Origin of the sequence: Phytobacter palmae, from assembly GCF_039409775.1 — a bacterium.
GTDB lineage: Bacteria > Pseudomonadota > Gammaproteobacteria > Enterobacterales > Enterobacteriaceae > Phytobacter > Phytobacter palmae.
In genome coordinates this window covers 55,960-71,426 of the sequence record NZ_JBCIVJ010000008.1, presented here as the reverse complement: position 1 = coordinate 71,426, position 15,467 = coordinate 55,960, and the positions used below count along the sequence as shown (strand labels likewise).

The window sequence follows — 15,467 nt, the reverse complement described above, 5'->3', positions numbered from 1 at the left end:
GAAATGCATGTTTAAGATTATGCTGCTCCCGGATGGCTTAAAAGGTGTTTTTTATGCAATTTGCAGAGAGATTGATTTAGCGCAATTTTAGAGCCTGATGTCTACCGCTTAGGGGGTAAATGTTAAAAAGAGAAAGCGCACATAATAATAGAGAGAATTATTAGCGATACTGCAGATTGTGAAGATACCGGCGTTTTCCTTGAGCGAAAAACGCCGGTGTTGCTCAGACTCAGACGCGAAGTTCTGGCGACCAGGCAAGATAAAATGTATACATAAAATAAACCAATAATTTATTGGCTTAGTTCGAATTAATCACGTTTTTCCAGCAGTGTACGATACAAAATACCGCCAAGGAGGCCGCCGATAATGGGCATTGCCCAAAATAGCCATAATTGATTCAACGCCCAGCCACCCTGAAAGAGTGCCACTGCGGTGCTACGAGCTGGATTAACCGAGGTATTTGTTACAGGAATACTGATCAAATGTATCAGCGTTAAAGCAAGACCGATGGCGACAGGTGCAAAACCAGCAGGCGCATATTTATCCGTCGCACCGAGAATAACTAACAGGAACCCACAGGTGAGTACTATTTCAATAATAATGGCAGAGGTCATAGAATATTGACCTGGCGAATGTTCGCCATAGCCATTTGACGCAAAGCCGCTGGAGGCAGCATCAAAACCCGCTTTGCCGCTGGCAATCAGGTATAGCACGCCGGCAGCAATTATCCCGCCGGCCAGTTGAGCAATAATATAACCGATAATCTCTTTTGCCGGAAAACGACCGCCAGCCCATAATCCAAGGGTTACGGCGGGATTAAAGTGTCCCCCGGAAATATGCCCGACAGCGTAAGCCATCGTTAATACGGTTAAACCAAATGCCAGCGCTACGCCAACAAAACCAATTCCCAGCTCAGGGAATGCTGCGGCTAATATCGCGCTCCCGCAACCACCAAATACCAGCCAGAACGTTCCAAAACATTCTGCCGCTAATTTTCTAAACATAATATCCTCAATAAAATTCTACGTCCTGTGAAGACAGCCAGAAACATTTCGCTGACTGTCAGGTCACTATTTTAGAAATAATGATGTGTAAGAACCAGTCAAATAAATGATCTTAATTTGACTTAGGGCAAAACGATGGGAATAGCGTTACGATGAACGAACAAACGCAGTGAATAATAGTTTCGAATAAAATTCAATACGGTTAAAAATAAAACAGATGCGTTTCGGTAAGCTTCATCACCTTCATTGATGCTTAATCTATGATAAATACCGTGTTTTGCCTCGTATCATGCCGCTATACTTGAGCTAACTTAATGGAAAAAGGCATATTTCCCGGAGGGGCTATGATTCTGGAACGCGTAGAGATTGTCGGGTTTCGCGGTATCAATCGGCTATCGCTGATGCTGGAACAAACCAACGTCCTTATCGGGGAAAATGCCTGGGGTAAATCAAGCCTGCTGGATGCGCTGACGCTGTTGCTCTCCCCGGAGACAGATTTATATCATTTTGTGCGCGAAGATTTCTGGTTTCCGCCGGGCGATATTCAGGGGCGCGAGCACCACCTGCATATCATCCTCACGTTTCGTGAATCTGAACCGGGTCGATACCGTACACGGCGTTATCGACCACTCCAGCCGTGCTGGGTTGCCAGCGATGATGGCTATCAGCGTCTGTTTTACCGGCTGGAAGGGGAACTGGCGCAAGATGATAGTGTGATGACGCTGAGAAGCTTTCTCGACGCTCAGGGGCATCCGCTTATCCTTGATGATATTGATGAGATGGCACGGCATCTTATCCGCCTGATGCCAGTGCTTCGTCTGCGCGATGCGCGATTTATGCGACGTATCCGTAATGGCTCACTGCCGCAGACACTGGAAGTGGAAGCAACGGCGCGTCAGCTTGATTTTCTTTCACGGGAGCTGGTGACTCATCCGCAAAATCTGACAGACGGGCAAATTCGTCACGGGCTGTCGGCGATGGTACAACTGCTGGAGCACTATTTTGCGGAACAGGGTAGTGGTCCATCCCATCAGCGCCTGATGCGCCGTCGCTCTCACGATGAACAACGTAGCTGGCGTTACCTCGATATTATTAACCGTATGATTGATAAACCCGGTGGCCGTATGTACCGGGTCATCCTGCTGGGCTTTTTTGCAACACTATTACAGGCTAAAGGGACCGTGCGCCTGGACCGCGATGCGCGACCACTTCTGCTGGTTGAAGATCCTGAGACGCGACTGCACCCCATTATGCTCTCTGTCGCCTGGCAATTGCTCAACTTACTGCCGTTACAGCAAATCACGACGACAAACTCCGGGGAGCTGCTTTCACTCACCCCGGTTGAGCATGTGTGCCGCCTTGTAAGAGAGTCGTCACGGGTTGCCGCATGGCGCCTGGGGCCGGGTGGAATGAACGCTGAGGAGGGACGGCGTATTGCGTTCCATATTCGTTTTAACCGCGCCTCGGCGTTATTTGCCCGCTGTTGGCTGCTGGTAGAAGGCGAAACGGAGACCTGGGTGATTAACGAGCTGGCGCGACAGTGCGGGCATCATTTCGACGCGGAAGGAATTAAAGTCATAGAATTCGCCCAGTCCGGGTTAAAGCCCTTGATCAAATTTGCCAGACGCATGGGTATTGAATGGCATGTGCTGGTCGATGGTGATGAAGCGGGTAAAAAATATGCAGCCACGGTGCGCAGTCTGCTGAACGAGGAACGTGATCAGGTGCGTGAACACTTAACCGAACTGCCGGCGCTGGACATGGAGCATTTTATGTTTCGTGAGGGATTTGACGATGTGTATCGCCGTGTTGCGCAGTTGCCTGAAAATGTGCCGATGAATATGCGTCGCGTCATTATCAAAGCAATTCATCGTTCGTCGAAACCCGACTTAGCGATTGAAGTTGCGCTGGAAGCGGGGCGGCGTGGTGTGGAGTCGGTGCCGCTACTCCTGCGCAAGATGTTCTCCCGCGTACTCTGGCTGGCACGCGGGAGAGCCGATTAACGTTGCAAAATCTGACGCATCTGGCTTTGCAGTGAATCCAGTAACTCATAGCGGCGGCGGTATTCCGCGCGTTTTTTACTCGCTATCTCTTCCATGGTTTTACGCGCTATAAACATCGGCAGGCGGAAGGTTCCCTCGGCGGTACGTTCACCGCTGAGCGATTCCCAGAAACTGTCGTAGTCCGCGTGTAACTTGTCCTGTTTTTTCTTACGGTAGCGCCAGCTTTGGTAAATATGCGTTTCATTGCTGACGGCGATAATCTGCTCGATATCCAGGTGAGACGCCAGCACGGTACACGCTTCCAGTAACAAGCGTTTGGGAAATAAGCCGTGGCAACTCTTGGTTGCAGTCTGGATAGCATCATGGGGAACATTCGCTTTTGCGCCCTGTAAGCCACCGATAAACAGAGTGCGTTTCCCTTCGTATTGGCACAGCGCGAAGGTCATTCCCGCCAGTTGGGTACGCTGTTCATCGCAGAAAATCAGCGTCGCTTCGCCTTCTTTGTCCAGCATCGGGTCTGCATACAAGCGGATGTTGTAGTGTTCCCCATTCTTGCCGTTTAGTTCGGCAAAAGTGATGCCCTGCGGAGTAAAAAACCCCGAGCGCACAGCGGTAGGTAAGCTCTCACAAAAGGTCTTGTAATGATAATCGAGCGCGGCGAGTGTTTTTTTCTCATCGAATGTTAATGACAGCCACGGGCGATGTAATCGACAGGCAAGACCAGGCTGCGCATTAAGCATAAGTAATAAATCCGGGTGCTGCGCCAGGCTGGATAGCAGTTTTGCGGTGCCGAGCGGTTTGAGTAAAGAACGCAGCACAAATTTTCGCCGATAAGTTGGATTTTTCCAGGCAAGGCCCGGCATTAATTTGCCACTGGCAAGATGACAGAAAAGTTGCCAGCCTGTTTTAACAGAGAGTACTGGTGAAGTGATTCCAGCGATAGTGGACATGACACAAACTCGAATTGTAATCGTAGTGCCAATATTTCAACAAAATATATTTCAACACCGGATAAATGAATTATGTGAAAAAAGAGAAGATTCAGTTTCGTTGAGCAAACGTTTAATGAATACTGGCATCAATAGAGTCAGTTTGGATATCTGGAAAAGTTATGAATTTGAAGGGAAGAAGTCGAAAAATCTGGCTGGTGCTGATAGTACTGTTCGTACTGGCGGCAATATGGCTCTTTAAGCAGTTGAATGCACCAGTGCCTCACTATCAAACATTGATTGTTCGCCCTGGCGAACTGCAGCAGAGCGTGCTGGCGACCGGGAAGCTGGATGCGTTGCGTAAAGTTGATGTAGGTGCCCAGGTGAGTGGGCAGTTGAAAACGCTATCGGTAAATATTGGCGATAAAGTTAAAAAAGATCAACTGCTCGGTGTGATTGATCCGGAACAGGCAACAAACCAGATCAAGGAAGTGGAAGCGACTCTGATGGAGTTGCGCGCGCAACGTCGTCAGGCTCAGGCTGAACGCAAACTGGCAGCTGTCACGCTCGCACGCCAGCAACAACTGGCTAAAACCCATCTGATATCGCGCCAGGATCTGGATACGGCCATTACCGAACTGGCCGTCAAAGAGGCGCAAATTGGCACTATTGATGCCCAGATTCAACGTAACCAGGCGACGCTCGACACGGCGAAAGCCAATTTTGATTACACCCGCATTGTTGCGCCTATGGCGGGCGAGGTGACGGAAATCACTACATTGCAGGGCCAGACGGTCATCGCTGCCCAGCAGGCACCGAATATTCTGACGCTGGCCGATATGAGTACCATGCTGGTGAAAGCACAGGTATCCGAAGCTGATGTCATCCATCTCAAACCGGGACAAAAGGCCTGGTTTACCGTGCTGGGTGACCCGGAAACCCGCTATGAAGGTAAACTCAAGGATATTCTCCCCACGCCGCAAAAAGTGAATGACGCCATTTTTTACTACGCACGTTTTGAGGTACCAAATCCGCAAGGCATTCTTCGTCTGGACATGACGGCGCAGGTACATATTCAGCTAACGGGTGTAAAAAATGTTCTCACTGTGCCGCTTGCGGCATTAGGCGATCCGGTGGGCGATAATCGCTACAAAGTGAAAGTGCTACGTAACGGCGATGTTCGCGACCGTGAGGTGACGCTGGGCGCGCGCAATGATACCGACGCCGAGGTGACAAAAGGTCTGGATGCCGGAGAGGAGGTGGTCATTTCGGAAATCAACCCCGGAGCTAATAAATGACGGCGCTACTGGAGCTTAAAGATATTCGCCGTAGCTATCCGTCCGGTGATGGAAAAGTGGACGTTCTTAAAGGTATCACCCTTGATATTCATGCAGGAGAGATGGTGGCGATTGTCGGGGCTTCCGGGTCCGGCAAGTCGACATTAATGAATATCCTCGGCTGTCTGGATAAGCCGACCAGCGGCAGCTATCGGGTCGCCGGGATTGATATTTCAACGCTCAATGGCGATGCATTGGCCAGATTGCGACGTGAACACTTCGGTTTTATCTTTCAGCGCTATCATCTGTTATCACATCTCACTGCGGCACAGAACGTCGAAGTTCCCGCCGTCTATGCGGGCGTTGAACGTAAGGCGCGGCTGGCGCGGGCAAAGGAGCTTCTGGCGCGACTGGGTTTGGGCGAACGGATGGCTTATCCGCCTTCACAGCTTTCAGGCGGTCAACAGCAGCGCGTCAGTATTGCGCGTGCCCTGATGAACGGCGGACAGGTTATCCTTGCTGACGAACCTACCGGCGCACTGGATAGCCATTCGGGCGAAGAGGTGATGGCTATCCTGCATCAGCTTCGCGATCGCGGTCATACGGTCATTATCGTCACCCACGATGCGGAAATAGCCGCGCAGGCTGAAAGAGTTATCGAAATCCGCGATGGCGAGATAATCAAGAATCCCCCCTTCGCGAAGCAGAACAACGCACCGGAAAAGATAAGCACTGGATCAGAACCTGGCAACTGGCGACAGTTTTCCGGGCGTTTCCAGGAAGCGCTGATGATGGCGTGGCGGGCAATGGCAGCAAACAAGATGCGTACCTTACTCACCATGCTTGGCATCATCATTGGTATTGCCTCGGTAGTGTCGATTGTGGTGGTGGGAGATGCCGCGAAGCAACTGGTGCTTGCCGATATTCGTGCCATCGGCACCAACACCATTGATGTCTATCCCGGTAAAGATTTCGGCGATGACGACCCGCAGTATCAGCAGGCGCTGAAATATGACGATATGGTTGCCATTCAGAAGCAGCCGTGGGTGCGGTCTGCCACACCTTCTGTCTCACAAAATTTGCGTCTGCGCAGTGGAAATATTGATGTGGCGGCCAGCGCGAATGGCGTCAGCGGCCAGTATTTCAACGTCTACGGCATGACCTTTAGCGAAGGCAGTACCTTCAACAGTGAGCAGGAAAAAGGTCGGGCACAGGTGGTAGTCCTCGACAGCAATACGCGTCGCCAGCTCTTCCCGAACAAAGCACAGGTTACAGGCGAAGTGATTCTTGTGGGAAATATGCCCGCCACGGTGATTGGTGTGGCCGAAGAGAAGCAGTCAATGTTTGGCAGCAGTAAGATTTTGCGCGTCTGGCTGCCATATCCCACCCTTTCTGCGCGCGTTCTCGGCCAGTCCTGGTTGAACTCCATTACCGTGCGTGTCAATGAAGGTTACAGCAGTGAGCAGGCGGAGCAGCAGCTTACGCGGTTGCTGTCATTACGCCACGGCAAAAAGGATTTCTTCACCTGGAATATGGACGGTGTATTGAAAACGGCAGAAAAGACCACACGTACTCTTCAGCTGTTTTTAACCCTGGTTGCGGTAATCTCACTTCTGGTTGGCGGTATTGGTGTAATGAATATTATGCTGGTATCAGTAACGGAACGAACCCGAGAGATTGGTATCCGCATGGCGGTAGGGGCAAGGGCGAGCGATGTACTGGCGCAGTTTTTGATTGAAGCCGTGCTGGTATGCCTGGTAGGGGGCGCGCTGGGCGTTGCGCTATCGATGGCTATCGCCTTCACGCTGCAACTGTTCCTGCCGGGTTGGGAGATTGGTTTTTCGCCCGTTGCGCTGTTGACGGCTTTTATCTGTTCTACCTTTACTGGTGTACTGTTCGGCTGGTTGCCAGCCCGCAACGCGGCGCGACTGGACCCGGTGGATGCGCTGGCACGGGAGTAAATAAAAATGCCAGTCGACTGGACTGGCATTTTAACTGCGGCATGTACACAATGAAGAAAACACCGTCAGGCGACGGCTTCTGCTTCTACAGGCACGATGAGACTGGCATGATTGCCTTTAGGGCCCTGATGTACATCAAACCGGACGGTTTGCCCGGCTTTTAACGTTCTGTAACCATCCATCTGAATGGTGGAGTAATGTGCGAAGATATCTTCGCCACCGCCTTCGGGGCAAATGAAACCAAACCCTTTGGCATTGTTGAACCACTTAACAGTACCCGTTTCCATGCTTCGACATCCTTCGTAAATCTTATTTAAGTAAGATGGAATGAACCGGTGGCAGAGTGTGGGTTTGTTCAAAACCTCGCCAACTCTCGCCTGTACAATTTAGAGAAATCAGGCATCGCGTCAAGCTTTTGGCAGGGGTTCTGCGGGGTGCATCAATCAAAAATTTGAAGCAGTTAACGCTATTGGAGGGGTTTGTGACAGCCGTCGCGGATGACAACGATAGATGATAGTTATCTAACACCTGATGTAGATTAAAAATACATCTAGACTCATGTAATCGGCCGATTGATTTGGGTCGGAACCTGTAACCTAAGATGAAAACTGACGATGGGCAAGACCAATAACTGGCTGGATTTTGACCACCTGGCGGATGAAAAACTGCGTGACGCGCTAAAGCCGCCATCGATGTATAAAGTTATGTTAATGAACGATGATTACACGCCAATGGAATTTGTTATTGACGTGCTACAAAAGTTCTTTTCTTATGATGTAGAACGTGCAACGCAACTGATGCTTACTGTGCACTATCGTGGAAAGGCAATTTGTGGTGTTTTCACCGCAGAAGTCGCGGAAACGAAAGTGTCTTTGGTAAATAAATATGCCAGGGAAAACGAACATCCGTTGTTGTGTACGCTGGAAAGAGCCTGAATGCAGGCATAAAACTTGGGGGAGGTGCCAATGCTCAATCAAGAACTGGAACTCAGTTTAAACATGGCTTTCGCCAGAGCGCGTGAGCACCGACATGAGTTTATGACCGTCGAACACTTGTTACTGGCATTGCTCAGTAACCCCTCGGCCCGAGAAGCGCTGGAAGCGTGTTCTGTGGACCTGGTGGCGTTGCGACAGGAACTCGAAGCCTTCATCGAACAAACCACACCCGTCCTGCCGATGAGTGAAGAGGAGCGCGATACCCAACCGACGCTCAGCTTCCAGCGTGTCTTACAGCGCGCGGTGTTTCACGTTCAGTCCTCCGGCCGTAGCGAAGTTTCCGGGGCGAACGTGCTGGTTGCCATTTTCAGCGAGCAGGAGTCGCAAGCGGCTTATCTGCTGCGCAAACATGAAGTGAGCCGTCTCGACGTGGTTAACTTCATCTCTCACGGCACACGTAAAGACGAGCCGGGACAATCTTCTTCTGATTCAAGTAGTCAGGCGAATAATGAAGAGCAAGCAGGCGGGGAGGAACGTATGGAAAACTTCACCACCAATCTCAATCAGCTTGCTCGTGTCGGCGGAATTGACCCGTTGATTGGGCGTGACAAAGAGCTCGAGCGTACTGTTCAGGTTCTCTGTCGTCGTCGTAAAAATAACCCGCTGTTAGTGGGGGAATCCGGTGTCGGTAAGACAGCTATTGCCGAAGGGCTGGCATGGCGTATTGTGCAGGGCGATGTGCCTGAAATCATGGCCGATTGCACCGTCTATTCGCTCGATATCGGTTCTCTGCTGGCAGGGACCAAATACCGCGGTGACTTTGAGAAGCGTTTCAAAGCGCTGTTGAAGCAGCTTGAGCAGGACAGCAACAGCATTCTGTTTATTGACGAAATCCACACCATTATCGGTGCGGGTGCTGCGTCGGGTGGACAGGTGGATGCCGCTAACCTGATCAAACCGCTGCTCTCCAGCGGTAAGATTCGCGTGATGGGGTCGACGACCTATCAGGAATTCAGCAACATTTTTGAGAAAGATCGTGCGCTGGCGCGTCGTTTCCAGAAAATTGATATTACTGAACCGTCTGTCGAAGAGACCGTGCAGATTATCAATGGGCTGAAACCGAAATATGAAGCACACCATGACGTGCGTTATACCGCGAAGGCGGTGCGTGCCGCGGTTGAGCTGGCGGTGAAATATATCAATGATCGTCATCTGCCTGATAAAGCGATTGATGTGATTGACGAAGCAGGCGCGCGTGCACGACTGATGCCCGTCAGCAAGCGTAAAAAAACCATCAACGTGGCGGATATCGAATCGGTGGTGGCCCGCATCGCGCGTATTCCTGAGAAGAGTGTGTCGCAAAGCGATCGCGATACGCTGAAAAATCTCGGCGATCGCCTGAAAATGCTGGTCTTTGGGCAGGATAAAGCCATTGAGGCATTGACCGAAGCCATCAAAATGAGTCGCGCGGGTCTGGGTCACGATCACAAGCCAGTCGGTTCCTTCCTGTTTGCCGGTCCTACCGGGGTCGGGAAAACCGAAGTGACGGTCCAGCTGTCTAAAGCCCTGGGTATCGAACTGCTGCGTTTTGATATGTCCGAATATATGGAGCGTCACACCGTCAGCCGTTTGATTGGTGCTCCTCCAGGATATGTCGGCTTTGATCAGGGTGGCTTACTGACGGATGCGGTCATTAAACATCCTCATGCGGTGCTGCTGCTTGATGAAATCGAGAAAGCGCATCCGGATGTCTTTAACCTGCTGTTGCAGGTAATGGATAACGGTACGCTGACCGACAACAACGGGCGCAAGGCGGACTTCCGCAACGTGGTGCTGGTGATGACCACCAATGCCGGGGTACGTGAAACTGAGCGTAAATCGATCGGTCTTATCCACCAGGATAACAGCACCGATGCGATGGAAGAGATCAAAAAGATCTTTACGCCGGAATTCCGTAACCGTCTGGACAACATCATCTGGTTCGATCACTTGTCGACTGAGGTTATCCATCAGGTGGTCGACAAATTTATCGTCGAGCTCCAGGTGCAGTTGGATCAGAAAGGCGTATCGCTGGAAGTTAGCCAGGATGCCCGCAACTGGCTGGCAGAAAAAGGCTATGACCGTGCGATGGGGGCTCGTCCAATGGGACGCGTCATCCAGGATAATCTGAAAAAACCGCTCGCCAATGAACTGCTGTTTGGTTTGCTGGTTGATGGCGGCCAGGTAACGGTGACGCTGGATAAAGAGAAAGATGAGCTGAAATATGGCTTCCAGAGTGCACAGAAGCACAAACCGGAAGCAGCACATTAATCTCACTCACTGCCTGAAATAAAAAACCGGACTGATGTCCGGTTTTTTTATGCACAACATACTGACGTTGATCTTGCCTGCATCCCCGTAAAGTGGGGCGCATCGTATTCAGAAACGAAAAAAGCCGGACGTGCAGTCCGGCTCTCAAATTCTTGCACGTGCGTGCTTCAACAATTAACGGCTACGGAAGACAATGCGGCCTTTACTCAGGTCGTACGGGGTCAGTTCAACTGTCACTTTGTCGCCCGTCAGAATGCGGATGTAGTTTTTACGCATTTTACCGGAGATATGCGCAGTGACCACGTGACCGTTTTCCAGTTCTACGCGGAACATAGTATTAGGCAACGTTTCCAGAACGGTGCCCTGCATTTCAATATTGTCTTCTTTGGCCATCTAATCCTCGGGGGTATCACTACCATATTTTTTTGAACCGGCAAGATAATGCCGAAGTTCGTCTGTTAAGTAAAGATTTGTGCGATAAAACGCAGCAAAGCGGCTTTTGCGCATTACCCTCACGCCACACTCACGGCACGCAATATGCGCAACGTGTAAAGGGGAACGAAGAAGGAAATGAAAGACGTCCCTGATACAAGCTTTCCCGAATGGTGGCGGGGTAACAGGCAGAAGCTGCTCTGAGCGTCCATTATAACACCCTGATAAAAAATGTGCCGAAAACATTCATCAGGCTGGCAAAAACAGTTCCCTGGGGACCCAGAAATGGGAGGGGAGCTTTTGCAGGCGGAGTTCTCCAAGCCATTCAAGGTATTCGCGGCGCGGGATTTCCACAGCTCCAAGCGAGGCCGTATGGGAGTTCAGCACCTGGCAATCAATCAGTTGACCACCATCGCGAGCGAAGGCATGGCTGAAAATCATTAACGCGGTTTTGGATGCGTTAACACGGCGGCTGAACATTGATTCGCCGCAAAACAGTGTCCCCTGTGACACACCGTACATGCCACCGACCAGTTCATCCTTCTCCCAGACCTCAACTGAATGGGCATATCCCAACTCATGCAGTCGATGATAAGCCAGCACCACGTCCGGTGTGATCCAGGTTCCCTCATCGCGATCTTCTGTACAGCCATCGATTACCCGCCCAAAGGCATGATTAATCGTAACGCGATAAGGAGAGGACTTGTGAAAGCGTTTCATACTACGGCTGACATGAAACTCTGCGGGCCACAATACGGCACGTGGATCCGGTGACCACCAGAGAATGGGATCCCCAGGCGAAAACCACGGAAAGATACCGCGCTGGTATGCCATCAGGAGACGGGCAGGGCTAAGATCCCCACCGAGTGCCAACAAGCCATTTGGTTCACGTAACGCCGCTTCCGGCGAAGGGAACGCAAGGGTATGACGAGACAGCTGGACCAGGCGCATGACACAACGCTCCACAACGCAACAAGGAATACCCCATATATATCGTCACTTCCAGCGCGGCACTTTAAAATCTTCCCACGAAGAGAGGCCTGAACTGGCGACATACATCGACTACAGACGTTGCTTAAACTGGTAATATCGACCCTGTTTTGCCATTAACGCTGCGTGATTACCTTGCTCAATTATTTGTCCGTTGTCCATCACAATTATCTGATCAAATCGACTCAGTCCGCGCAGGCGATGTGTCACCATGAGCACTGTTTTTTCTTGCATCACTTCTTCAAGCAACTCAAGAATTTGGCTCTCAGTGGCAGCATCAAGCCCCTCAGTCGGCTCATCCAGCAGGACCAACGGCGCATCGTGCAATAACGCTCGTGCGATAGCCAGGCGGCGAAGCTCGCCGCCGGAAAGTTGACGACCACCTTCACCCAGCCAGGCATTCAGGCCGCTATCATCAAGTAATTTCTCAAGACCTGTGCGAGTAAGTACGTCAGCCAGGTCTTCATCACTTGCCTGAGGCGCGGCCAGCAGCAGGTTATCACGAAGCGTTGCGCTAAACAGATGTACACGTTGCGGTACCATGCTGATACTCGCACGTAGCGCAGTTTCACTATAGTGAGTAAGCGGCACTCCGTTGAGTAATACTTCCCCGTGCTGTGGGTCCCAGGCACGCGTCAATAGCTGTAGCAGTGTCGATTTACCGCAACCTGTGCGCCCCAGCACGGCAACATGTTCGCCAGCGTTGACTGAAAGACTAATGCCATCCAGCGCCTTTTGCGGTTGCTCAGGATAGCTAAATGAGATGTCCTGCAGGTGTATATTGGCCGCTGCAGGTGCTATCACTGAGGCCTGTGGGAACTGCACTTCGGGAGGGCAGTCGGTAATTTGCGTGATACGCATCGCCGAGGCGATAACTTGCCCCAGATGCTGGAATGCGCCTGTAACCGGGGCAAGCGCTTCAAAGGCAGCCAATGCACAGAACACGAAAAGGGCGATAAGTGCGCCTGGTTGAGTGTTATCTCCCACGCTGCCTGAGGCGAACCACAGCATGGTCAGCACTGCAATCGCGCTAATAAGTAACATTACAGCCTGGGACGCGGCCGTCAGATCGGACTGACGACGCTGGGCGTCATGCCAGCTCAATTCCGTATTTTCCATCTGTTCGCGATAGCGCTGGCTGGCACCGAAAATCGCCAGTTCCGCCTGGCCCTGTAGCCAGGTGGTTAATTGTTGGCGGTATTGCCCGCGAAGTTGCGTCAGACTTTCGCCGGTGGGTTTCCCGGCACGATAAAAGAGCGGCGGCAGGATAATCAGCGTGGCCAGCATAATCCCACCCAGCATCAGTGCCAGGGGGACATCCAGTATGCTTAACCCTACGGTGACCACGATAATCACAACGAGAGCGCCGACAAGAGGGGAAATGACGCGCAGATACAAGTGGTCAAGTGTGTCGACATCCGCAACCACGCGATTAAGTAACTCACCCTGGCGAAAACGTGACAGACCGGCGGGAGAGAGTGGTAACAGCTTGCTGAATGTAGTTACACGCAAATGTTGCAGCACGCGGAAAGTCGCGTCATGACTGACCAGCCGCTCAAAATAGCGCCCGGCAGTACGTGTAATCGCTGCTCCGCGAACTCCCGCAGCCGGGAGCATATAATTAAAGCTGTAGAGTCCGGCTGCACCGACCACTGCTGACGCAGATAAAAACCAGCCGGACAAGGTCAGCAGGCCGATGCTGGCCAGCAATGTGACAATCGCGAGGATCACACCCAGCAACAGCAACCAGAAGTGGCGCTTATAGAGAGCGAGATAGGGCAGAAGTGCGCGCATTTAAATGTCCTCCTGGCGATGGGCGAGGAGCGCGGCAAAGGCTCCCTGCGCAGCGGAAAGTTCCGCAAAAGTCCCTTGTTCGATGATTTTTCCATCATCCATGACCCAGATAGCGCTCCAGTCGGCCAACCCTTCTAACTGATGTGTCACCATAAGCGTTGTCTGGTTCTGGGACGCATCATTAAGCGCTTGCATTACGCGCTGTTCACTGTGCGCGTCGAGACTTGCAGCAGGTTCATCCAGCATCAAAAGCTGGCATTGGTTAAGCAGGGCGCGGGCGACGGCAACTCGCTGAGCCTGGCCTACGGAAAGACGCGTTCCCTGATCGCCTGGCGCTGTTTCCAGCCCCTGGGGTAAGAGCGGTAAAAATTCACTCACCCAGGCTTTATCCAGCACGGCCTGCAGTTCAGTGGCACTGGCATCCGGTCGTGACAAGAGGATATTTTCCCTTAAGGTAGTGGCTGGCAACTGCGGGTTTTGCCCGACCCAACTGATAAGCTGGCGCCAGCTATCCGGATTCAAATCGCGCAATTCAACGCCGTTGACCCGCAACGAGCCTTCATAGGGCAGGAACCCGGAAAGCGCATTAACAAGCGAACTCTTGCCGGAGCCGCTTTTTCCCACCAACACCACGCGCTGCCCGGCTGGCAGCGTGAAATTCAGTGGCCCGGCAAGTATGTTGCCTTCTGGCGATTTAAGAACCAGGTCTTGCGCCGTGATGCTTACCGCCTCATCCGCTTTCAGCGCAATATCACCACGCTGCGGATGGGCAAGGGGTGCTTCCATAAAGGTTTTCAGACTGTCGGCGGCACCAATTGCCTGAGCTTTGGCGTGGTAGAACGTCCCCAGATCGCGCAGCGGCTGGAAGAACTCTGGGGCCAGAATCAGGGCCAGAAAACCGGCAAACAGCGTTACGCCCGTGCCGTAATGACCAAAATTGAGTTCTCCCAGGTAAGAGAAGCCAAAATAGACCGCCACCAGAGCGATAGACAAGGAGGTAAAAAACTCCAGCACGCCAGAAGAGAGGAACGCCATACGCAGGACCTCCATCGTACGGCTGCGAAAATCCTCGGAGGCCTGACGAATATTTTCCGTTTCCGCTGCACCACGATCGAAGATACGCAGTGTTTCCATACCGCGTAAGCGGTCAAGGAAATGGCCGCTCAGGCGCGCAAGTGCTTTGAAATTACGTCGGTTCGCATCGGCTGCGCCCATACCCACCATCGCCATAAAGATTGGAATGAGCGGGGCGGTTGCTAACAAAATCAGGGCGGCGGCCCAATTAATCGGAAAGAGAGTAATGACAATCAGCAATGGTACGCTGGCGGCCAGCGCCATTTGAGGCAGGTAACGTGCATAGAAATCATGCATATCATCAATTTGTTCAAGGATAAGCGTAGCCCAACTGCCTGCGGGCTTACCCTGAATCCAGGCGGGACCGGCTTGCTGTAGCCTGTCCAGCACCTGGCGGCGTATTTCGAAACGGATGTGCACGCCAGCATGAAAACCGACGCGCTCACGCAGCCAGACAACCCAACTGCGTAAAATAAAAATCAGCACCAATAAGGCAAAAGGCAGCAGCAATGCTTCGCGCGGGATATTTTCCATAATCATATGATTCAGGATTGTGGCGAGTATCCAGGCCTGAGCAACGATAAGAACGCCACTAACCACGCCCAGCAGGCGGGACATCATAAGCCAGCGACGGGAAATGACACTTTGCTGTTTTAACCAGCGGGTTAACTCTTGTTGACGGGTTTTATTCATTGCGCGCTTTGCAGGTGAAGTTATCGAAATTTTTGAGCTTCGCAATGTTACATCGGCGCAAAAAT

The 15,467-nt window shown here is 51.8% G+C and carries 12 protein-coding genes; 5 read left to right on the top strand and 7 right to left on the bottom strand.

Annotated features, from left to right (window positions below):
• Positions 1–308: 308 nt before the first annotated feature.
• Complete coding sequence (gene aqpZ, locus AAIG39_RS11740; protein WP_090087117.1) at positions 309–1,004, bottom strand: aquaporin Z; 696 nt, start codon at positions 1,002–1,004, stop codon at positions 309–311.
• Positions 1,005–1,348: 344 nt separating this feature from the next.
• Here aqpZ and AAIG39_RS11735 point away from each other — a divergent pair, with 344 nt between their 5' ends.
• A complete protein-coding gene (locus AAIG39_RS11735; protein WP_343193917.1) occupies positions 1,349–3,007 on the top strand; it encodes an ATP-dependent endonuclease in 1,659 nt (552 codons plus the stop codon).
• Here AAIG39_RS11735 and AAIG39_RS11730 read toward each other — a convergent pair.
• Positions 3,004–3,957 (bottom strand): VirK/YbjX family protein, encoded by a 954-nt coding sequence (locus AAIG39_RS11730; protein ID WP_090087121.1) that lies wholly within the window; start codon positions 3,955–3,957, stop codon positions 3,004–3,006. The genes AAIG39_RS11735 and AAIG39_RS11730 overlap by 4 nt on opposite strands.
• 161 nt (positions 3,958–4,118) lie before the next feature.
• Here AAIG39_RS11730 and macA point away from each other — a divergent pair, with 161 nt between their 5' ends.
• Both macA and macB read left to right on the top strand, forming a co-directional pair.
• A complete protein-coding gene (gene macA, locus AAIG39_RS11725) occupies positions 4,119–5,234 on the top strand; it encodes a macrolide transporter subunit MacA (RefSeq protein ID WP_090087123.1) in 1,116 nt (371 codons plus the stop codon).
• Complete coding sequence (gene macB, locus AAIG39_RS11720) at positions 5,231–7,174, top strand: macrolide ABC transporter ATP-binding protein/permease MacB (RefSeq protein ID WP_343193916.1); 1,944 nt, start codon at positions 5,231–5,233, stop codon at positions 7,172–7,174. The genes macA and macB overlap by 4 nt, the downstream gene beginning before the upstream one ends.
• A gap of 65 nt (positions 7,175–7,239) precedes the next feature.
• Here macB and cspD read toward each other — a convergent pair whose 3' ends face one another.
• A complete protein-coding gene (gene cspD / locus AAIG39_RS11715; RefSeq protein WP_039078525.1) occupies positions 7,240–7,461 on the bottom strand; it encodes a cold shock-like protein CspD in 222 nt (73 codons plus the stop codon).
• A 327-nt stretch (positions 7,462–7,788) separates the two neighbouring features.
• Between cspD and clpS the strand changes: the two genes are divergently transcribed.
• Together clpS and clpA are read left to right on the top strand one after the other, a co-directional pair.
• A complete protein-coding gene (clpS, locus tag AAIG39_RS11710) occupies positions 7,789–8,109 on the top strand; it encodes an ATP-dependent Clp protease adapter ClpS (RefSeq protein ID WP_090087128.1) in 321 nt (106 codons plus the stop codon).
• Between the two features lie 30 nt (positions 8,110–8,139).
• Complete coding sequence (gene clpA, locus AAIG39_RS11705) at positions 8,140–10,419, top strand: ATP-dependent Clp protease ATP-binding subunit ClpA (RefSeq protein ID WP_090087130.1); 2,280 nt, start codon at positions 8,140–8,142, stop codon at positions 10,417–10,419.
• Positions 10,420–10,593: 174 nt separating this feature from the next.
• Here the strand turns inward: clpA and infA are convergent, their stop codons facing one another.
• The 4 genes from infA to cydD all read right to left on the bottom strand — a co-directional run bounded on the left by infA (position 10,594) and on the right by cydD (position 15,402).
• Positions 10,594–10,812 (bottom strand): translation initiation factor IF-1, encoded by a 219-nt coding sequence (gene infA / locus AAIG39_RS11700; protein ID WP_001040187.1) that lies wholly within the window; start codon positions 10,810–10,812, stop codon positions 10,594–10,596.
• A gap of 288 nt (positions 10,813–11,100) precedes the next feature.
• On the bottom strand, positions 11,101–11,802 hold the full coding sequence (gene aat / locus AAIG39_RS11690; protein ID WP_090087131.1) for a leucyl/phenylalanyl-tRNA--protein transferase: 702 nt from the start codon (positions 11,800–11,802) through the stop codon (positions 11,101–11,103).
• 111 nt (positions 11,803–11,913) lie between these two features.
• Entirely contained in the window at positions 11,914–13,635 is a 1,722-nt protein-coding gene (gene cydC / locus AAIG39_RS11685; protein ID WP_090087133.1) for a heme ABC transporter ATP-binding protein/permease CydC, read from the bottom strand.
• A complete protein-coding gene (cydD, locus tag AAIG39_RS11680; protein ID WP_343193915.1) occupies positions 13,636–15,402 on the bottom strand; it encodes a heme ABC transporter permease/ATP-binding protein CydD in 1,767 nt (588 codons plus the stop codon). It abuts the gene before it with no gap.
• Between the last annotated feature and the right edge of the window lie 65 nt (positions 15,403–15,467).